Genomic DNA, 17,502 nt, shown 5'->3' with positions numbered 1-17,502 from the left:
GAGTGGTATCACCAATAAAAACGCCTTCAATCTGGAGGCGTATGCTGACAAGGTGGATGCAACCTTACTTCTTGAACAGGTGATCCAGCTTGTTTGCCTTGGTGGAGAGATAAAACTCGTTGTGGGGATTGCGACCTTCCTGAAGGGGCACGCGCTCCGCCACCGGGATGCCAAAGGATTCCATCGCCTTCAACTTGCGCGGGTTGTTGGTCATCAGGCGCAGGGACTTGACCTCGAGCGCCTTGAGCATGTCGGCACAGATGGTGTAGTCGCGCATGTCGGCGGCAAAGCCAAGCGCCACGTTGGCTTCCACGGTATCGGCCCCCTGATCCTGCAGATGATAGGCCCGGATCTTGTTGAGCAAGCCTATGCCTCGCCCTTCCTGACGGACATACAGCAGGACGCCGCGGCCCGCCTTGGCGATGTTTTCCAGCGCGGCCTGCAATTGGAAGCCGCAGTCACAACGCAGACTGAACAGGGCATCCCCGGTCAGACACTCGGAATGAATGCGTCCCAGCACGGGTTCGCCGTCTGCGATATCGCCCATCACCAGCGCGGCATGATCCTTGCCCGTGCCGGTTTCCTGAAAGCCAACCAGCGTGAAAGTGCCCCAGGGGGTCGGCAACTTGGATTTGGCCACGAGGGTAACGCTGCTCATATGGTTGCTCCTGACTACAGCTGCTTAAAAAAGGGCGGCCAGTTTAGCGCGCATTGTCCGGAACAACCATAAGAACAAAACCTTGCGTGAGAAGTGGGTTAACCCGATTGGTCAGAATAGGTGCAATCGCGACGACTTTTGCGCAATTGTGTGCCCTGACAACTGCCAGCGACGGCGCATTCGGGTATAATCGGCGCCCATTACCCCATCCCGACAGGGATGTGTGCAACCAGTCAAGATGCCGAGTGCGCAGGAGAAACGTTATGGCTCAGATGGCCCCCGTGATGACTATTGATGGCCCAAGTGGAGCAGGAAAAGGCACCTTGTGCCAGTTGCTGGCTGAAAAACTGGGCTGGCACCTGCTCGATTCCGGTGCCATCTACCGGGTGCTCTCCCTGGCAGCCCTGCATCACGATGTGGAGCTCGATTCCGAAGCCGCATTGGTTCCCCTGGCCGCCAATCTGGATGTGCAATTCCAGGTAGAAGGGGAGCTGGTCAAGGTGATCCTCGAAGGGGAGGATGTTTCCCGCACCATTCGTACTGAAGAAGTGGGCAACGCAGCCAGCAAAATCGCGGCGTTTCCCCGGGTACGTGAAGCCCTGCTGCGCCGTCAGAGAGCATTTCGCCAAGCCCCCGGTCTCATCGCCGACGGTCGCGACATGGGTACAGTGGTTTTCCCCGAGGCGAATGTGAAGATTTTCCTCGACGCCAGCGCCGAGGAGCGGGCCCAGCGCCGCTATAAGCAGTTGCAAGATAAGGGCTTTGATGTTAACTTTGAGCGTCTTTTAACCGAGATTCGGGAACGTGACGATCGCGACAGAAATCGCGCCGTCGCTCCCCTGAAACCCGCGGAAGATGCTCTTGTTGTAGACTCAACGTCCATGACCATAGATGAAGTGCTGGCAACGGTGCTTGCCTATGCAGAGCAACAACTTGGTGATATCAGCGCAAACTGATGTCAGTCGTCTGCACCAAGGATGGCGCAGATAATTTAAAACAACCCCGCTTGTGCCGGATTGCAAGTGGATGTTTCATTTGTGACATAAACAATGATCGAATCTTTTGCTCAACTCTTTGAAGAGTCCCTGAACGCCGTTGAAACCCGTCAAGGTTCCATCGTCAAGGGCACTGTCGTTGCTATCGAGAACGGTTTCGTACTGGTTGATGCCGGTCTGAAATCCGAGTCTGCTATCCCGGCTGAAGAATTCAAGAACGCCATGGGCGAGCTGGAAATCAACGTAGGTGACTCCGTTGACGTGGCTCTGGACTCTATCGAAGATGGTTTCGGCGAAACCAAGCTGTCCCGCGAAAAAGCCAAGCGCCACGAAGCCTGGCTGCAGCTTGAAAAAGCTTACGAAGAGCAAGCTACCGTTATCGGTATCATCAACGGCAAGGTCAAGGGTGGTTTCACCGTTGAGCTGAACGGCATCCGTGCCTTCCTGCCGGGTTCTCTGGTTGACGTGCGTCCGATCCGTGACACCGCTCACCTGGAAAACAAAGAACTCGAGTTCAAAGTCATCAAGCTGGACCAGAAGCGCAACAACGTTGTTGTTTCCCGTCGTGCCGTGATCGAGACCGAGAACACCTCCGAGCGTGAAAGCCTGCTGGCCAACCTGCAAGAAGGTCAAGAAGTTAAGGGTATCGTCAAGAACCTGACCGACTACGGTGCATTCGTAGATCTGGGCGGTGTTGACGGCCTGCTGCACATCACCGACATGGCGTGGAAGCGCGTTAAGCATCCTTCCGAAATCGTCAACGTTGGCGACGAGATCGCTGTCAAGGTTCTGAAGTTCGACCGCGAGCGTACCCGTGTATCCCTGGGCCTGAAGCAGCTGGGCGAAGATCCCTGGGTTGCTATCGCCAAGCGTTACCCGGAGACCACCCGTCTGTCTGGCCGCGTGACCAACCTGACCGACTACGGCTGCTTCGTTGAAATCGAAGAAGGCGTGGAAGGCCTGGTACACGTATCCGAGATGGATTGGACCAACAAGAACATCCACCCGTCCAAGGTTGTCAACGTTGGCGACGTGGTTGACGTGATGGTTCTGGACATCGACGAAGAGCGTCGTCGTATCTCCCTGGGTCTGAAGCAGTGCAAATCCAACCCGTGGCAGCTGTTTGCCGAAACTCACGCCAAGGGCGACCGTGTTTCCGGCAAGATCAAGTCCATCACTGACTTCGGTATCTTCATCGGTCTGGATGGCGGCATCGACGGCCTGGTTCACCTGTCTGACATCTCCTGGAACAACCAGGGCGAAGAAGCCGTGCGTGAATTCAAGAAGGGCGACGAAATCGAAGCCGTTGTTCTGCAAGTGGACCCGGAGCGTGAGCGCATCTCCCTGGGCGTCAAGCAGATCGAAGAAGACCCGTTCAATAAGTATCTGTCTGACAACAAGAAAGGTGCTATTGTGAAGGGCAAGGTTACCGAGGTTGATGCCAAGGGTGCCGTGATCGAACTGGCTGACGGCGTAGAAGGCTACCTGCGTGCCTCCGACGCTGCTCGTGACCGCGTAGAAGACGCCACTCTGGTGCTGTCTGTTGGTGACGAAGTTGAAGCCAAATTCATGGGCGTTGATCGCAAGAACCGCACCGTGAGCCTGTCTGTCCGTGCCAAGGACGAGGCTGATGAGCGTGTTGCCATCGACAGCCTGAACCAACAAGAAGAAGTTGTGTTCAGCAATGCCATGATGGAAGCGTTCAAAGCCGCCAAGGGTGAGTAATCCTTGATGCAAGAAAAGGGCGGCATTGCGCCGCCCTTTTTTATCTTGGCAAAATGATAATTGCATGTGATCGGGGAAGGAGATTTAACCTTATGACCAAATCAGATCTCATCGAACAACTGGCAGCCAGCCGCATGCATATGCCGGCCAAGGATGTCGAAGCCGCAATCAAGGAGATCCTTGAGCAGATGGCATCGACCTTGCAAAACGGCGACCGGATTGAAATCCGAGGATTTGGCAGTTTCTCGCTGCACTATCGTGCGCCCCGCGTGGGTCGCAACCCCAAGACCGGGGACAAGGTTGAACTGACCGGGAAATATGTCCCGCACTTCAAACCTGGCAAAGAGTTGCGCGAACGCGTCAACATCATCGAATAATGCAGAAAACGGCATACCTGAGTATGCCTTTTTCATTTTTATGGCCTGGAGTCTGCCCGTTGTCGGGTTTCTCACACTCTTTTCCCATTCGCGCTAGAGTCTGCCTGTGATTTTAAGGATAATCAGTCACTCATTCGCTACAGACAGGGAGCTCCCATGAAGCGTATCTTGGCCCTCATTCCACTGGTGCTGGTGTTTGTCCTGACCCTTGCCATAGGTTCTCAAAATGGTCAGCTGGTGCAGTTCAACTACCTGATCGCCCAGGGGGAGTTCTCGCTCTCCATGTTGCTGGGGTTCTTCTTCGCCGGCGGTTTTCTGCTGGGCTGGCTGGTGTTTGGCCTGCTGTTCCTGCGTCTCAAACTGCAAAATCGCACCCTGAACCGAACCATGCGTCGTCAATCTCGCGAGTTGGATCTTGCCCGGTCGACAACCAAGGAATAATGTCCCTCGATGCTTGAACTGCTTTTCCTGCTGTTGCCCATCGCCGCTGGTTATGGCTGGTACATGGGCCGCAGGAGTGTTCGCCAGGACACCCAGCAACAGAGTAACCAGTTTTCCCGCCAGTACGTGGCGGGCCTCAACTATTTGCTCTCTGACGAGTCGGACAAGGCGGTGGATCTCTTTATCCAGCTGCTGGAAGTCGACAGCGAAACCATCGAAACCCACCTCTCCCTCGGCAACCTGTTCCGTCAACGGGGCGAAGTCGATCGCGCCATCAAGATCCACCAGAACCTGGTCGCCCGTCAGCTGACCCGTGAGCAGCGTCAGCTTGCCTTGCAGGAGCTGGCCCGTGACTTTCTGGCTGCCGGCTTGCTCGATCGGGCCGAAGCACTCTGGAAAGAGCTGTGTGATGACAGCGATTTCGAAGAGACGGCTCTGGCACAGCTCCTGATCATTCATCAGCAGTTGCGTGACTGGGACAATGCCATCGCCGTGGCGGTGCGTCTGCAGAAATTCCAGGGCAAGAAGCTGGCCGAGCCCATTTCCCACTTCTATTGCGAACAGGCGGAGAGTGCCTTGCGCGATGGCGACAAGCCTGCGGGCATCGCCAAGCTCAAGCGTGCGCTCGGTGCCCACCCGGCCTGTGCCCGCGCCAGCTTGCGGCTGGCCGATCTGGCGATGGAGGAGGGCAGGTTCGAGGATGCGGCCAAGGAGCTCCTGCGGGTGTTCGAGCAGGACATCGACTTTGCCTCCGAAGCCATGCCAAAACTGCTCGAATGCTATCGCCAGCTTGGTCGCAGCCAGGAGCTGATCCCGCTGCTTGAAAAAGCGGTAGAGGATCATGCGGGGGTCAGCGTGACCCTGGCGCTGGCCAATCTGGTGGAGGCCCGCGATGGGTTGAGTCAGGCCCGTGCGCTGGTGCTGCGCCAACTGCGTCGCCACCCCTCCATGAAGGGTTTTTATCAGCTGGTCGGTTTCCAGTTGGCCAGTGCCGAGGAGGGGCCTGCCAAGGAGAGCCTGGAGCTGCTGCAGCAACTGGTCGGTGAGCAGATCAAGATCAAGTCGACCCACAAGTGCCGTCAGTGCGGCTTTGCCACCCATTCGCTGTTCTGGCAATGCCCTTCCTGCCGGCAGTGGGGCACCATCAAGCCGATCCGAGGGCTGGATGGAGAGTAAACGCCAGCGACGCCAGCACGCCCGGGCGAGCACGGATACCCAAGAATTTCAGATGCCAGCGTGCAACCGGGCCCCGGCTCTGCTGTGCCTGGCTGTGGCATAACAATCCATAGGAAGTGACATGCAAGACCCCAAAGTACTGGTCGCGCTGGATTATCAGCACGAAGCCGACGCCTTTGCCTTCATTGAGCAGATCTCACCGGCCCAGTGCCGCCTCAAGGTAGGCAAGGAGATGTTTACCCTGTTTGGTCCCCAGTTCGTTCGCCAACTGGTGGCCAAGGGGTTCGACGTCTTCCTGGATCTGAAATTTCACGACATTCCCAACACCGTCGCCAAGGCGGTGGCGGCCAGTGCGGAGCTGGGCGTCTGGATGGTGAATGTCCATGCCAGCGGTGGCGAACGCATGATGCGTGCCGCCAGAGAGGCGTTGCTGCCATACGGCGACAAGGCGCCCCTGCTCATCGGGGTAACCGTGCTGACCAGCATGGAGCAGTCCGACATGGCGCCCCTGGGTCTGGATGTGACGCCGGCAGAACAGGTGATCCGCCTGGCCACCCTTGCCAAGACGGCCGGGCTGGATGGTGTGGTCTGCTCCGCGGAAGAGGCGAGTGTGCTGAAGGGGCTGCTGGGAGCCGAATTCAAGCTGGTGACGCCGGGCATTCGTCCGAGCGGATCGGCTGCCGGCGATCAGCGCCGCGTCATGACGCCGCTGGCAGCGGTGGAGGCGGGTGCGGATTATCTGGTGATCGGGCGTCCCATCACCCAGTCCTCGGATCCCGCCGCCGTGCTTGGGGCGATCAATGCCGAGCTTTGCCGGTAACGGCGTAATGGGCGAATGAGCGCAGGCCGGATCCCAGATCCGGCCTGCTGCATTTTGGCCGTGGGCTGGCCTTGCCTATGGGGAGCTCAGGAGTGAACGGCCTGGGCGTCCAGACGAATGGGGAAGAGGCCGAGGAGCAGGCCGGCGAGTGCACCGATGAAGTGTGACTCGATGTGTACCCTGGCACCGATCAAGGCGGAGACAGGGCTCTCGCCGGCACTGTAAAAGTCCACACCGAGCTTGATGGCGACGCCCGCCAGCATCAGCCAGCCGGAGTGACGGCGAAAGCGGATGTCCTGCATGGCACCCCATACGAACAAGCCGTGCAGCAGGCCGGAGAGTCCCATGTACCACTGGGTTTGCGGGCAGCCCCACCAGATGCCGAGTCCGACCGCCGTCCCCAGCAGCAGCAGCAGCACGGGCAGGCGCCATCCCGTCAGGTACTCCTGAAACAGGCTGTAGAGCACGGCCAGACCGCTCAGGTTGAGCAGCAGATGCCATCCATTGGTGTGTGCCAGATTGCCTGTTATGATGCGCCACCCTTCGCCCTGGGCGATCAGGTCGCGATCGAAGGCGAGCTGATGATTTGGCACGGTGAAAAAGAGCAAGGCAGTGACGAGCGAAAGCGCGATGACCCAGAGCAGACCCGATTTTCCTGACAACATGAAGCAGCCCAACGACAAAGAGAGCCGATACTGTACACGCTGTACCCGGGCCCTCAAAGCGTGCCTGTGCGATTATATTCAGCGTGTGCCGAACCTGGCTGCGCTCCATATCCTGCAACACCCTGCCGAAGTAGGTCACCCCAAGGGGACGGCTGCGTTGCTGGCGGCGTCCCTGACCGATGTACGCATTCATGTGGGGGAGGACTTTTCCGACGACGAAGGGCTCAATGCCCTGCTTGCCGACCCCGCTGTCCAGTGCTACGTGCTGTGGCCCGATGAGGAGGCCCTGACCCTGATAGAGGCAAGGGAGCATCTCCTGAGGAGTGGGCGCACCGTGCGAGCCCACTTCATCCTCCTCGATGGCACCTGGCGCAAAGCCTATCGCATGTTGCACAGCTCGCCTGCACTGCTCGGGTTGCCGCGGATCACCCTCGGCGCCATTGCCGGGCAATATTCCATTCGCAAGAAGCCCTTTGAAGAGGCACTGTCCACCCTGGAGGCGGGCTACCATCTGTTGTCCCGGTGGGAAGGAGATCCTGAGCGCTTCGCCCCGCTGATGACCCTGTTTACCCATTTGAACCGGCAGTGGCATGACTTTGCACAAGGCCGCCGCCGTTGAATTGCCCAGAGGAGTGAAAAACATGAAAAAAGCCGTCGTGGTCTTCAGTGGCGGGCAGGACAGCACCACCTGTCTGGTGCAGGCACAGGCCCGCTATGACGAAGTGCATGCCATCACCTTCGATTACGGCCAGCGCCACCGGGCGGAGATTGACACCGCCCGCCATCTGGCGACGGCGCTCGGGATCGCCGCCCACAAGGTAATGGATGTGACCATGCTCGGGGAGCTGGCCATCTCTGCGCTGACCCGGGACGACATACCGGTGAGCTTCGAGCTTCAGGAGAACGGCCTGCCCAACACCTTCGTACCGGGACGCAACATCCTGTTCCTGACCCTGGCGGCCATCTATGCCTATCAGGTGGGCGCCGAAGCGGTGATCACCGGGGTGTGCGAGACCGACTTTTCCGGCTATCCCGATTGCCGCGACGACTTCGTCAAGGCGCTCAATCAGGCGGTCTCCCTGGGGCTGGATCGCCCCATCCGCTTCGAAACCCCCCTGATGTGGCTCGACAAGGCCGAAACCTGGGCGCTGGCGGATCATTACGGTCACCTCGATACCGTGCGTCACCAGACGCTCACTTGCTACAACGGAATCCAGGGAGATGGTTGCGGGGCCTGTCCGGCCTGCGAGCTGCGTCGCCGTGGCCTGGATCACTATCTGGCTGACAAGAGCGGCATCCGTGCCAGACTTTACGAGAAGAGCGGACTGGGCGAGAAAAGCGGATCCTGAGCCTGTGCCTAGCCCGGGTTTGGGGTATAATCCGCCCCTTTTGCAGCAAGTCGTGACCAAGATGCACTACCCAATCAACGAGATCTTCCAGACCATCCAGGGGGAGGGGGTATTTACCGGCCTGCCCGCCATCTTCGTTCGCCTTCAGGGCTGCCCGGTGGGCTGCCCCTGGTGCGATACCCGCCACACCTGGGTGGTGGACCCCGAGCGTGAGGTGGCCCCTGGCGAGGTGCTCGATCGTTCCAATGAGTCCGACGGCTGGAGCAAGATGAGCACGGAAGATATTCTGGCCAGCTTTACCCGGCTCGGTTACCGGGCCCGTCACGTGGTGTTGACCGGTGGTGAGCCCTGCCTCTACGACTTGCGCGAGCTCTCTTCGGCCCTGGTGGCATCGGGTTATCAGGTGCAGATCGAAACCAGCGGGACCAGCGAGGTGCTGACCCATGAGCAGACCTGGGTGACTGTTTCCCCCAAGATCGGCATGAAGGGTGGGTTGCCGGTGCTGGTCTCTGCCCTCGAGCGGGCCAACGAGATCAAGCACCCGGTGGCCACCGAGCACCATATCGAGGAGCTGGATGCCCTGCTGGCCACCGCCCGGCTGCGCCCCGATGTGATGATTGCGCTGCAACCCATCAGCCAGAAAGCCAGGGCCACGGAGCTGGCCATGGCAACCTGCATCGCCCGTAACTGGCGACTCTCCATCCAGACCCATAAATACCTGAATATCGATTGATATGGATGGACTCAGCGATGAGCGCATCTTGCTGACGCTGGCCAGCAAGATGCCTTACGGAAAATACAAGGGGCGGCGCATCATCGATATTCCCGAGCCCTATCTGGTATGGATGGCGCGAAGCGGTTTTCCGGCCGGTACCCTGGGCCAGTCTCTGGCACTGGCCTACGAGATAAAGCTCAATGGACTCGAGTCCATGATTATTCCCATTATTAACAGGATGTCAGAATGAGAATATATACAAGGCAAGGGGACAAGGGGCTCACGCGACTGGCCGATGGCACTTCCCTGGCCAAAGACGATAAACGTGTCGAGACCTATGGCGCCATCGACGAGCTGAATTCCCAAATAGGCTTGTTGATGGCTGAAATACCCGCCGGGGAGACGACTCTCCTGGCCGATCTCATATTGTTGCAGCAGGAGCTGTTTGATCTGGGCGGGGAGCTGGCATTTTCCAGTGAATCGCAAACGGATACGCTGTGGCAGGTGAACGAGGCTTGGACGAACAGGCTCGAGCAACAGATCGATGCCTACAGTGCCGGGTTGCCGGTGCTGCGCAATTTTATTTTGCCGAGCGGTTCGCGGGCGGCGGCCCAGGCACATGTGGTGCGTACCCTGACCCGTCGCTGCGAGCGCCTGCTGCTTGGGTTGAGCCGCGTAGAGCGGGTGAATCCGGCCGTTTTGCCCTACCTCAACCGGCTGAGCGACTGGTTTTTCACCATCGCCCGATACCTGCTGGTATCGTCGGGTACCCCGGAGATCCTCTGGGTCAAGGCGGCTGACAGAGGCTGACAATCGCTCGAAGCGGCAATAAAAAACCTCGCCTTGCGAGGTTTTTTATTGCTGTGGAAAGGGGCCTGATATTGCTGTCAGATGGCAAAGGCTTCCACGGATTTGCCCTCGGCAACGGCCTTGGCAATGACCGAGGGCATGCGGCCCTGACCGGTCCAGGTTTTTTCCACGCCATTGTCCAGATAACGATATTTGGCGGGGCGGGGCGCACGTTTGCTGACCTTGGTATTCTCGGGCACCACGGTGTTGACCAATTCGGCAGGATCGATCCCTGCGGCCTTCAGCATTTCGGCATATTCGGCAATTTTCTTTTGATGCTCTTCACGGGCCTGGCGTTCGGCGGATTCATCTTGCCGACGTTCATCGACGATGGCGGAGAGCTTTTCCAAGCCTTCTTCCAGTTGTTCCAGCGTCAAATCGCGGCAAGCTGCACGCAGGCTACGGATATTCAACAGCACTTTCAGAAATTCGTTCATATTGGCTACCACGCGAGCAAAATATTAAGGGAAGAACTGGTTTTTCGATAATTTATAGGGGTATTTGGCACCAAGTCAAGCCTGCCAAAATAATTAATTAGGCTGATAAATTAAGTCTCGAAATAGATATGAAGGATATTTTTATCCGTTTGACGGGACAACATCTTCGAATGGGCTCGTGTCAGATGAAAATATCGCCATCGGAGTTTTTGGTGAACCATTTGACTACCTTTGCAGGTATGGGGGCCACAGAAACCTTGAAATTTAATCAAAAAACTTGCTATCACCCGGTGGCTCGATAAAATGTGCCGTGAATACCTTTAAGTAGAGGCGCGCTGCCTATGAGTAACCGAGCGGAGGGTGATGCCTGCGATGCTCGATGAAAGGAGTCGGCGCCGAAGTGACCAGGCCATCATACCGGGTTGCTGGTTCTGCATCTAATAGGTGCAGGACTGCCATAGTCATCCACTATGGAGCGCTACCTGAAGGGGCTGAGGAGTATACCCTCCCCATGGGTTTTGTTTCTTTGATCCTCTCGGTAGATCTCCACCTGTTGTCTTTAGGTGCAAAGAGATCATGGACATCGTTCATTACGCCGACTCCGGTTGGTCCGTCGTTCCCCCCCTGCTGGCCGTTGCGCTGGCGATCATCACTCGCCGCGTCCTGGTGTCGCTGGGGGTGGGCATAGTCGCAGGCAGCTTGCTGCTCAACCAGTTTTCTCCCCTTGCGTCCCTTCATTACATGCTCGATACCGTGCTCAGGATCTTCTGGGTCGACGGTGCGCTCAATCGTGACAACGTCAACATGATCCTCTTCATGTTGCTGCTGGGCGGCCTCATCAGCCTGATGAGCGTCTCCGGTGCGACCCGGGCGTTTGCCGAGTGGGCGGAGCGCCGCGCCAAGACCCGCAAGGGTGCCAAGTCCCTGACCGGTCTGATGGTGTTTGCCTTCTTCATCGACGACTTCTTCCACAGCCTGTCGGTGGGGGCCATCTGCCGTCCGGTGACCGATCGCTTCCAGATCTCCCGCGCCAAGCTGGCCTATCTGCTGGACTCCACCGCCGCGCCGGTCTGCGTGCTGATGCCGATCTCCTCCTGGGGGGCCTACATCATCGCCCTCGTCGGCGGCATCATGGCGGCTCATGGTCTGACCGACCAGAGCCCCATCTCCGCCTTCGTCGAAATGATCCCCATGAACCTCTATGCGGTGTTCACCCTGATCATGGTGCTGGTGGTGATCGCCTTCCAGCTCGACATCGGCCCCATGCGCCAGCATGAGCAGTGGGCACTGGAGGGCAAGCTGTGGGACGAGTCCAAGGGGCGCCCCATCGGGCTCGACATGGAGAGCCCGGAGGAGAGCAATGGCGGCATGATTGACATGGTGCTGCCCATCCTGACCCTCACCCTGGCCACCGTCTATTTCATGATTGACTCCGGGGCTGCGGTGCTGGCCGACAAGGGGCTGCCGTTCAGCGTGCTCGGCTCCTTCGAAAATACCAATGTCGGCTCCTCCCTGGTCTATGGTGCTCTGTGCAGCCTGGTGGTCTCCATCGGTCTGGCCATGCGCCTCAAGCTCGGGGCAAGCAACTGGATGAAGGCGGCTCCGCAGGGGATCATGGCCATGCTGCCCGCCATCAACATCCTGCTGTTCGCCTGGACCATCGGCGCCGTGGTGCGCGATGTGGAAACCGGTAAATACCTGGCCTCCCTGGCCAATGGCAATCTACCGGTGGAAGTGCTGCCCGCCGTGGTCTTCGTGCTCTCCTGCGCCATGGCGTTTGCCACCGGCACCAGCTGGGGCACCTTCGGCATCATGCTGCCGCTCGCCGGCGACATGGCGGCCGCCAGCGACATCAGTCTGATGCTGCCCATGCTGGCCGCCGTACTGGCAGGGTCCGTGTTCGGGGATCACAGCTCCCCCATCTCCAGCACCAGCATCCTGTCTGCCACCGGGGCCGGTTGCCATCACATCGATCACGTGATGACCCAACTGCCCTATGCCCTGGCCATCGCCTTTGGCGCTGCGCTCGGCTACCTGGTGATGGGGCTGATGCACTCCGCGCTGGCCGGTTTCACCGTGAGCGGGCTCTGGTTCCTGATCTTCTCCGGTTACCATTTGCGCAAAGCCCGGGCGTATAGCGCCGTGGCAGTCGCATAAGAGAACAAGGGGCCTGCGGGCCCCTTGGTTTTGGCAGGGGCTTTGGTTAGCATGCGCCCCATCACTCCCGTTTCGGAACCCCATCATGGCTTCACTGCACTACAAATTTGCCACCATGAACTCAGGCAAATCGACCCAGCTCATCCAGGCCCACTTCAACTATCTGGAGCGTGGCATGTATCCGCTGGCCATGACGCCCGCCATCGACGATCGCTTCGGTGCCGGCGTCATCAGTGCCAGGGTCGGTCTTGAGCTGAAAGTGGAGGTGTTCAGCGACAGCTGCGATCTGTTCGAGATGGTCAAGGCGCGCCACGCAAAGCGGCACATCGATGTCTTCATCGTTGACGAGGCGCAGTTCCTGACCCGTGAGCAGGTTTACCAGCTCGCCCGCATCGTCGACGAGCAGGATATTCCGGTGATTGCCTATGGCCTCAAGACCGATTTTCGCGGCGAACTGTTTCCCGGCTCCTACCACCTGCTCTGTCTGGCGGACAAGTTCGAGGAGCTCAAAAGCATCTGCTGGTGCGGCAACAAGGCCCACATGAACTCGCGGGTCAACGAGGCGGGGCAGGTGATGCGCGACGGTGAGCAGGTGGAGATCGGCGGCAACGATCGCTATGTGTCGCTCTGCCGCAAGCACTATCTGGAAGGACGGGCCTTCAAGTAACCCATGGCTGGCTCGTGCAGCCTGGACACCAAAGAGGGCGCCTATCTGGCGCCCTCTTTGTCTATGGGGGTCAGTCGATCTCGATGTCGACAGGGGCGATGATGGGGTCTGCCGCCGGCAGGCGGTGGAAGAGCTGGCGAAAATGCTGCTGTACCCGGCCTATGTCCACCAGGGACATGCCGGAGGCGAAGCCGAACCAGACGTAGAGCCCGGTGAGGTCGCGAAACATGGGAGGGAGGTAGCGGGGGGCGTCGATGAGCCCCTCCAGATAGTGCTGATAGAGCACGGGGATGTCGTCCAGGGTCACCTTGCCGACGAACAGCATGGGCAGGATCTCCGGCACCCCCTCCAGCACGGCGCTGCGAATGAAGTTCACCGTCTCCACATAGCCCTTCACATAGGAGAGATCCTTGGTAAAGCAGGCGCCCCCCTCGACCATGCCTCCGCGAAACACCCGCTGGGTGATCCTGTAGGCGTCGTGCTCGCTGGCGCCCTTGGCCACGAAGTGGCGGAACACCTCAATGAAATCGGCGCCACGCTCCGCCATGTCGATGGCCATGACCCGATCCGAGATGCGCTTGGCCCTGTCCGGGAAGGAGCTGAACGTGAGGGTCTCGATGAGTACTGCCAATCCCTCCTGACAGGCGGTGATGCGGGGCGAGCCGGCGCCGAGCCAGGTGGCGTAAGATTGCTGGCGGCCGTTGAGGGTGGTGCCGACGTGAACCCAGCCTTCGTGTACCTCCAGCACCTGCAGATCGAGCTCCGAGAAACGGGCGTGGGAGTTGAGCTTGATGTAATCCCCCCCGGCGGCGGCATCGGAGACGATGCCATCGCTGAGCTTGACCTGGACTGTGCCGTCGCTGAAGTAGCTCGACAGCTTGCCCTGCAACCTCGCCACCGCGGCTTCCCCCTCGAACTCCTTGGGGTAGGGGCGCACCAGGTGGCGGGCGCCGGGCAGGGAGAAGATGTCGCACAATCTGGCCCCCAGCTCCTTCAGGGTCTTGCGATCCCCGCGCAGGTGATCGCTTGCCGAGCCGTAGAGGCGCTGGCTGTAGCGCTGGAAGTCAGGCTGCCCGCGCTGGCGCAGCATCTCGATGACCACCATGTACTGATCCACAGTCTCTTGCAGGATCCGGCCGAGATCGTCCTGAGGGCCGAGGCGCCGGCGGATCCTGTCCCTCAACTCCTTGAGCTCAAGGTACTTGTTGCGGGGATCGAACCCCAGGGGGAGGGATTCATAGAAGTGCCTGTCGATGGCGGGCAGTGCCTTGCCGCCACTTGCCAGAAAGTCGCTTTGCAGGTGACGGGGCCATTTGATGGCATCCAGGATGCGGATGGGTTTTTGCAGGGCGAGCAGTTCATCCGAGAGGGATTTGAGGTGCAGGCGATACTTTTCTTGGATGGTCATCGGGCTCTTTGGAGGCGAGTGCGCTACGAGAATGGCTGAGTATAGGCACAGGGCCTGTCAAAAAGAAGCGAGACGACGGGGATCCGGCCTGTGTGCTTTTGGTTGTCTGAAAATTGGTTTAGACTGCGCCCCTTGATCTCTACCGTGTCGTGAAAATGATGAATATCCCCAGCTCTGAAATGATAATGCGTTGGTTGCAACAGGCCCGGATCGAGCACTATGTGTGCGATCAGTGTCATGGCATCCACATGGTCTCCCTGCAGTCCGTCGAGGGCATCCAGGAGAGCCGGATCTTCGTGGAAGAGGAAGGGCTGTTGTTCTCATCCGAGCTGGAGGTGCGCCCCTCATCGCTGCTGCCCCTGGTGGCCGAACTGGGTCGTCTCAACATGCAATATCCGTCCCTCAAGGTGTTCCTCGACATCATCGATGACAACCTGCCACGCCTCGTTGTGGGTCACACCGTCTTTACCAAGGCGGGTCTCACCGTCGAACAGTTCCTGCTGTTCGTTGAAAGCACCACGGCAGCCACCCATGAAGTGGTTTCCGAATGTGAACGCCTTGGCTTCCTCAATCTGCCGGAAATCCAGGTCGCACCGGAATCCGTTCACTGACCTCAGCACCTGAACTGTGCGTTTAATGTGCGAACGGTTCGCTGCGGCTAAAAAGCCGTTGACGGCGGCGGGGCTTTCCCCTAAATTACGCCCCGTTCCAGCGCAACGGCGCAGCGAACACCGTGTTGGCTGAACACGTTAAACCACAGACAAAATTTGGTGCGGTATCCGAGAGGCTGCCCACCGACGAAGTCGGCAAGATGCACGCGCAGCGCGCTCCGAAAGCCACTTCAAGCAGTAAAAATTTGGTGAGGTGTCCGAGTGGCTGAAGGAGCACGCCTGGAAAGTGTGTATACGGCAACGTATCGAGGGTTCGAATCCCTCCCTCACCGCCAAATAAAACAAAAGGCCCCGTCGCAAGACGGGGCCTTTTGTTTTTCCGGTAACCGGCAATCTGGTCTCCACCCGGTATCGACAGGCGGGTGGACTAGCCCGCTTGGACAGCCGAAGGCTGCCCGCAGGGCGAGCGCCAGGAATGGCGCGAGTCAATCCCGACCCAGCACCAAATTAGAAAAACCGACCTCAGGGTCGGTTTTTTGCTTTCTGAGCCAGCCATACACCCCCCTTATTCCCGTCACGGCGTTATCTCTTCAGCTTGGAGATATAGGGGACATTTCTGTACTTGTACTTCCGGGGCAGCCCTTAGTCGACAGGCAGCTCATCCGTTGCCATCTCATAGGCATCCAATTGCTCGGCAGGGATCGCCACGCGGCCCGGTTTCACAAACAGGGTCGCGATGGAAGGTGCGTTCAGCAATGACGACAAGATGGAATCCCTGGCGTCTACCCCTTCCTGCAATACAGTGAGCTGGACTACCGACAGTACGCCGTCCTCATGAGTCATTTCGAGGCGTACGGCTGCACCGTGATCGCGGCACCATGTGCTCAGGCGCCTTGGGGGGAAGCGTACAAATACGCTCACCCTCTGCTGGCATCGCGGGACTTACTGATCCCATGGAGGGGTTGCTCACCGATAACCTGATATTGCGTTCCACTAATAGACACAATGACATCCGCTAAAAATTTAGGCTCCATGCAGAGCCTAAATATTCCTTCTCTCGTCTAAGCCATGTGCAGATACGCGAAAATCTTGCCGGCGTGATTGTGATAGTAATCACAGTTCGAGCGTTTGGATTTATCCTTCCTCGACCAGGTCACTCCTTTTGTTACACTGCGTGACATCATCCTGAATAAGGACGCGGCTGCGCTCGGTGAATTACCATGTTTAATAATTAGTTGGTCTCAACATTAAATACCTTCGAGTTCAAGGTATATAACTATGTAATAAAGAACCATCAGACGGTTATCTATATGACGGTCAGGGAATTGGCCGAAGCCTGTGATGTGTCGACCGCCACCATATTGCGATTTTGCAAGAAGATGAATTGCAGCGGTTATGCGGAATTCAAAGCCTATCTAAAAATGAATGCCGAGAAGCGCGGCGAAATATCGCTGCCACACGGTGCCAACGAGTTCCTCTCTTTTTTCAAGAGCATCAACAATGACGAATTCGACGCCTTGATCGCGAGCGCCGCCGAGCAGATCGCGGGGGCCGAGCGGGTGATCTTCGTGGGGGCGGGCAGCTCGGGCACGCTGGGGTGCTACGGGGTGCGCTTCTTCTCCAACATCGGCAAGTTCAGCAACCACATCGATGATCCCTACTACCCGGTCAACACCGACATGTACAAACAGGCGGTGGCGATCGTGCTCTCGGTCTCCGGGGAGACCACCGAGATAATCAAGTTGGCGAAGCAGTTCCTGTTTCATCACTGCAAGCTCATCACTATTACTAGCGATAATAAATCCACCCTGGCCCAGATGGCGGATTTCAATATTTCATATCATGCGGCCAGGCTGGTAGTCGACAATGAATATGATATTACCACCCAGGTGCCGGTGATTTATATCATCGAATCCATCGGTCGCCAGTTGGCAAACAAGATAAGTGCCGAGGTGTCACAGGGTGTGTCTTTTATGTAACAAGTAACAAAGCGGGTATTTTGTTATATCGTGACAAGGATGAATGCTTTCCCTACCATCGATTCACAACATTTGAATTGTTTCGATATTAATTAATACATGGCAGGGAAGGATCATTATGGCAATTAACTATGCGGACTCGGCGAAACAGATCGTCGAGTTGATTGGTGGTGACAGCAACGTCATCAGCGTCACCCACTGTGCCACCCGGCTGCGGTTTGTCCTAAAAGAGATGGGGCGGGTCGACAAGGAGGTGTTGAAACGGGTGCAAGGGGTCATCACCGTTATCGAGTCCAGCGGTCAGCTGCAGGTGGTGATCGGCAACCACGTCGGGGATGCCTATCGGGTATCTATTCACCAGGACGGGGTTGACGGCATCAGTTCTGCCGGGATGGGATAATCTGTCTTCTCGATGCACGCCCTGACCACGGCCCTCAACCACTCCTGTGGGCAGCGGCCCAATCGCTTGCCGG

The 17,502-nt window shown here is 58.1% G+C and carries 21 protein-coding genes, 1 tRNA gene and 1 riboswitch; of the genes, 17 read left to right on the top strand and 5 right to left on the bottom strand.

Going from position 1 to position 17,502, the window contains the following annotated elements:
• Nucleotides 1-64: 64 nt before the first annotated feature.
• Nucleotides 65-658, bottom strand: coding sequence for a GTP cyclohydrolase II (gene ribA, locus HKD46_RS09430; protein ID WP_010675003.1), 594 nt, complete (start codon nt 656-658; stop codon nt 65-67).
• A 263-nt stretch (nt 659-921) separates the two neighbouring features.
• Between ribA and cmk the strand changes: the two genes are divergently transcribed.
• The 6 genes from cmk (at nt 922) to pyrF (ending at nt 6,192) form a co-directional block, all read left to right on the top strand.
• Complete coding sequence (gene cmk / locus HKD46_RS09425; RefSeq protein WP_171865341.1) at nt 922-1,614, top strand: (d)CMP kinase; 693 nt, start codon at nt 922-924, stop codon at nt 1,612-1,614.
• Between the two features lie 93 nt (nt 1,615-1,707).
• A complete protein-coding gene (gene rpsA, locus HKD46_RS09420) occupies nt 1,708-3,378 on the top strand; it encodes a 30S ribosomal protein S1 (RefSeq protein WP_010675001.1) in 1,671 nt (556 codons plus the stop codon).
• A gap of 92 nt (nt 3,379-3,470) precedes the next feature.
• Nucleotides 3,471-3,755: an integration host factor subunit beta gene (gene ihfB / locus HKD46_RS09415; protein WP_005299934.1), complete on the top strand. Its 285-nt coding sequence runs from the start codon at nt 3,471-3,473 to the stop codon at nt 3,753-3,755.
• Between the two features lie 156 nt (nt 3,756-3,911).
• Entirely contained in the window at nt 3,912-4,196 is a 285-nt protein-coding gene (locus HKD46_RS09410; protein WP_171865340.1) for a LapA family protein, read from the top strand.
• A gap of 9 nt (nt 4,197-4,205) precedes the next feature.
• Nucleotides 4,206-5,372, top strand: coding sequence for a lipopolysaccharide assembly protein LapB (gene lapB, locus HKD46_RS09405; RefSeq protein ID WP_010674999.1), 1,167 nt, complete (start codon nt 4,206-4,208; stop codon nt 5,370-5,372).
• A 121-nt stretch (nt 5,373-5,493) separates the two neighbouring features.
• Complete coding sequence (pyrF, locus tag HKD46_RS09400; RefSeq protein WP_069785130.1) at nt 5,494-6,192, top strand: orotidine-5'-phosphate decarboxylase; 699 nt, start codon at nt 5,494-5,496, stop codon at nt 6,190-6,192.
• A gap of 86 nt (nt 6,193-6,278) precedes the next feature.
• Here pyrF and rrtA read toward each other — a convergent pair whose 3' ends face one another.
• On the bottom strand, nt 6,279-6,857 hold the full coding sequence (gene rrtA / locus HKD46_RS09395; RefSeq protein WP_223915160.1) for a rhombosortase: 579 nt from the start codon (nt 6,855-6,857) through the stop codon (nt 6,279-6,281).
• Between rrtA and HKD46_RS09390 the strand changes: the two genes are divergently transcribed.
• From HKD46_RS09390 to HKD46_RS09370, 5 genes are all read left to right on the top strand, one after another.
• The gene (locus HKD46_RS09390; protein ID WP_171865339.1) at nt 6,823-7,476 is read left to right on the top strand and encodes a tRNA-uridine aminocarboxypropyltransferase; all 654 of its coding nucleotides are present in this window, start codon (nt 6,823-6,825) and stop codon (nt 7,474-7,476) included. The genes rrtA and HKD46_RS09390 overlap by 35 nt on opposite strands.
• A 22-nt stretch (nt 7,477-7,498) precedes the next feature.
• Nucleotides 7,499-8,206: a 7-cyano-7-deazaguanine synthase QueC gene (queC, locus tag HKD46_RS09385; RefSeq protein ID WP_128273342.1), complete on the top strand. Its 708-nt coding sequence runs from the start codon at nt 7,499-7,501 to the stop codon at nt 8,204-8,206.
• A gap of 61 nt (nt 8,207-8,267) precedes the next feature.
• Nucleotides 8,268-8,939, top strand: coding sequence for a 7-carboxy-7-deazaguanine synthase QueE (gene queE / locus HKD46_RS09380; RefSeq protein ID WP_010674994.1), 672 nt, complete (start codon nt 8,268-8,270; stop codon nt 8,937-8,939).
• 1 nt (nt 8,940) lies between these two features.
• Nucleotides 8,941-9,171: a DUF3820 family protein gene (locus tag HKD46_RS09375; protein WP_039038687.1), complete on the top strand. Its 231-nt coding sequence runs from the start codon at nt 8,941-8,943 to the stop codon at nt 9,169-9,171.
• Nucleotides 9,168-9,731: a cob(I)yrinic acid a,c-diamide adenosyltransferase gene (locus HKD46_RS09370; RefSeq protein WP_041211547.1), complete on the top strand. Its 564-nt coding sequence runs from the start codon at nt 9,168-9,170 to the stop codon at nt 9,729-9,731. Before HKD46_RS09375 ends, HKD46_RS09370 begins: the two co-directional genes overlap by 4 nt.
• A 77-nt stretch (nt 9,732-9,808) precedes the next feature.
• Here the strand turns inward: HKD46_RS09370 and HKD46_RS09365 are convergent, their stop codons facing one another.
• Nucleotides 9,809-10,207 (bottom strand): H-NS family nucleoid-associated regulatory protein, encoded by a 399-nt coding sequence (locus tag HKD46_RS09365; protein ID WP_041215041.1) that lies wholly within the window; start codon nt 10,205-10,207, stop codon nt 9,809-9,811.
• Nucleotides 10,208-10,524: 317 nt separating this feature from the next.
• Nucleotides 10,525-10,696: riboswitch (Lysine riboswitch) on the top strand.
• 87 nt (nt 10,697-10,783) lie between these two features.
• On the opposite strand from HKD46_RS09365, the gene HKD46_RS09360 reads away from it, so the two are divergent.
• Entirely contained in the window at nt 10,784-12,364 is a 1,581-nt protein-coding gene (locus HKD46_RS09360) for a Na+/H+ antiporter NhaC family protein (RefSeq protein WP_041211545.1), read from the top strand.
• Between the two features lie 85 nt (nt 12,365-12,449).
• Nucleotides 12,450-13,031, top strand: coding sequence for a thymidine kinase (locus tag HKD46_RS09355; RefSeq protein WP_010674989.1), 582 nt, complete (start codon nt 12,450-12,452; stop codon nt 13,029-13,031).
• A 70-nt stretch (nt 13,032-13,101) separates the two neighbouring features.
• On the opposite strand, the gene HKD46_RS09350 is transcribed toward HKD46_RS09355, so the two are convergent.
• A complete protein-coding gene (locus HKD46_RS09350; protein ID WP_161470491.1) occupies nt 13,102-14,439 on the bottom strand; it encodes a flavohemoglobin expression-modulating QEGLA motif protein in 1,338 nt (445 codons plus the stop codon).
• A gap of 155 nt (nt 14,440-14,594) precedes the next feature.
• Between HKD46_RS09350 and HKD46_RS09345 the strand changes: the two genes are divergently transcribed.
• Together HKD46_RS09345 and HKD46_RS09340 are read left to right on the top strand one after the other, a co-directional pair.
• Nucleotides 14,595-15,050 carry a YbjN domain-containing protein gene (locus HKD46_RS09345; RefSeq protein ID WP_160839247.1) on the top strand — a complete coding sequence of 152 codons (456 nt, stop codon included), beginning with the start codon at nt 14,595-14,597 and terminating at the stop codon, nt 15,048-15,050.
• Nucleotides 15,051-15,297: 247 nt separating this feature from the next.
• Nucleotides 15,298-15,385 (top strand) — tRNA-Ser (locus HKD46_RS09340).
• A gap of 307 nt (nt 15,386-15,692) precedes the next feature.
• On the opposite strand, the gene HKD46_RS21335 is transcribed toward HKD46_RS09340, so the two are convergent.
• Nucleotides 15,693-15,815 carry a hypothetical protein gene (locus HKD46_RS21335; protein ID WP_260395686.1) on the bottom strand — a complete coding sequence of 41 codons (123 nt, stop codon included), beginning with the start codon at nt 15,813-15,815 and terminating at the stop codon, nt 15,693-15,695.
• 470 nt (nt 15,816-16,285) lie between these two features.
• On the opposite strand from HKD46_RS21335, the gene HKD46_RS09330 reads away from it, so the two are divergent.
• Entirely contained in the window at nt 16,286-17,029 is a 744-nt protein-coding gene (locus HKD46_RS09330) for a MurR/RpiR family transcriptional regulator (RefSeq protein ID WP_221413913.1), read from the top strand.
• Nucleotides 17,030-17,147: 118 nt separating this feature from the next.
• Complete coding sequence (locus HKD46_RS09325) at nt 17,148-17,429, top strand: PTS transporter subunit EIIB (protein WP_221413912.1); 282 nt, start codon at nt 17,148-17,150, stop codon at nt 17,427-17,429.
• Nucleotides 17,430-17,502 lie beyond the last annotated feature (73 nt).

Source organism: Aeromonas sp. TW 6, assembly GCF_013168745.1.
Lineage (GTDB): Bacteria > Pseudomonadota > Gammaproteobacteria > Enterobacterales > Aeromonadaceae > Aeromonas > Aeromonas caviae.
This window is presented reverse-complemented; position numbering and strand designations above follow the sequence as displayed.

What these genes read in the sequence shown, in the direction of transcription:
- ribA (WP_010675003.1), bottom strand. Translation starts at nt 658, where the DNA reads ATGAGCAGCGTTACCCTCGTGGCCAAATCCAAGTTGCCGACCCCCTGG.
- cmk (WP_171865341.1), top strand. Translation starts at nt 922, where the DNA reads ATGGCTCAGATGGCCCCCGTGATGACTATTGATGGCCCAAGTGGAGCA.
- rpsA (WP_010675001.1), top strand. Translation starts at nt 1,708, where the DNA reads ATGATCGAATCTTTTGCTCAACTCTTTGAAGAGTCCCTGAACGCCGTT.
- ihfB (WP_005299934.1), top strand. Translation starts at nt 3,471, where the DNA reads ATGACCAAATCAGATCTCATCGAACAACTGGCAGCCAGCCGCATGCAT.
- HKD46_RS09410 (WP_171865340.1), top strand. Translation starts at nt 3,912, where the DNA reads ATGAAGCGTATCTTGGCCCTCATTCCACTGGTGCTGGTGTTTGTCCTG.
- lapB (WP_010674999.1), top strand. Translation starts at nt 4,206, where the DNA reads ATGCTTGAACTGCTTTTCCTGCTGTTGCCCATCGCCGCTGGTTATGGC.
- pyrF (WP_069785130.1), top strand. Translation starts at nt 5,494, where the DNA reads ATGCAAGACCCCAAAGTACTGGTCGCGCTGGATTATCAGCACGAAGCC.
- HKD46_RS09390 (WP_171865339.1), top strand. Translation starts at nt 6,823, where the DNA reads ATGACCCAGAGCAGACCCGATTTTCCTGACAACATGAAGCAGCCCAAC.
- rrtA (WP_223915160.1), bottom strand. Translation starts at nt 6,857, where the DNA reads ATGTTGTCAGGAAAATCGGGTCTGCTCTGGGTCATCGCGCTTTCGCTC.
- queC (WP_128273342.1), top strand. Translation starts at nt 7,499, where the DNA reads ATGAAAAAAGCCGTCGTGGTCTTCAGTGGCGGGCAGGACAGCACCACC.
- queE (WP_010674994.1), top strand. Translation starts at nt 8,268, where the DNA reads ATGCACTACCCAATCAACGAGATCTTCCAGACCATCCAGGGGGAGGGG.
- HKD46_RS09375 (WP_039038687.1), top strand. Translation starts at nt 8,941, where the DNA reads ATGGATGGACTCAGCGATGAGCGCATCTTGCTGACGCTGGCCAGCAAG.
- HKD46_RS09370 (WP_041211547.1), top strand. Translation starts at nt 9,168, where the DNA reads ATGAGAATATATACAAGGCAAGGGGACAAGGGGCTCACGCGACTGGCC.
- HKD46_RS09365 (WP_041215041.1), bottom strand. Translation starts at nt 10,207, where the DNA reads ATGAACGAATTTCTGAAAGTGCTGTTGAATATCCGTAGCCTGCGTGCA.
- HKD46_RS09360 (WP_041211545.1), top strand. Translation starts at nt 10,784, where the DNA reads ATGGACATCGTTCATTACGCCGACTCCGGTTGGTCCGTCGTTCCCCCC.
- HKD46_RS09355 (WP_010674989.1), top strand. Translation starts at nt 12,450, where the DNA reads ATGGCTTCACTGCACTACAAATTTGCCACCATGAACTCAGGCAAATCG.
- HKD46_RS09350 (WP_161470491.1), bottom strand. Translation starts at nt 14,439, where the DNA reads ATGACCATCCAAGAAAAGTATCGCCTGCACCTCAAATCCCTCTCGGAT.
- HKD46_RS09345 (WP_160839247.1), top strand. Translation starts at nt 14,595, where the DNA reads ATGATGAATATCCCCAGCTCTGAAATGATAATGCGTTGGTTGCAACAG.
- HKD46_RS09325 (WP_221413912.1), top strand. Translation starts at nt 17,148, where the DNA reads ATGGCAATTAACTATGCGGACTCGGCGAAACAGATCGTCGAGTTGATT.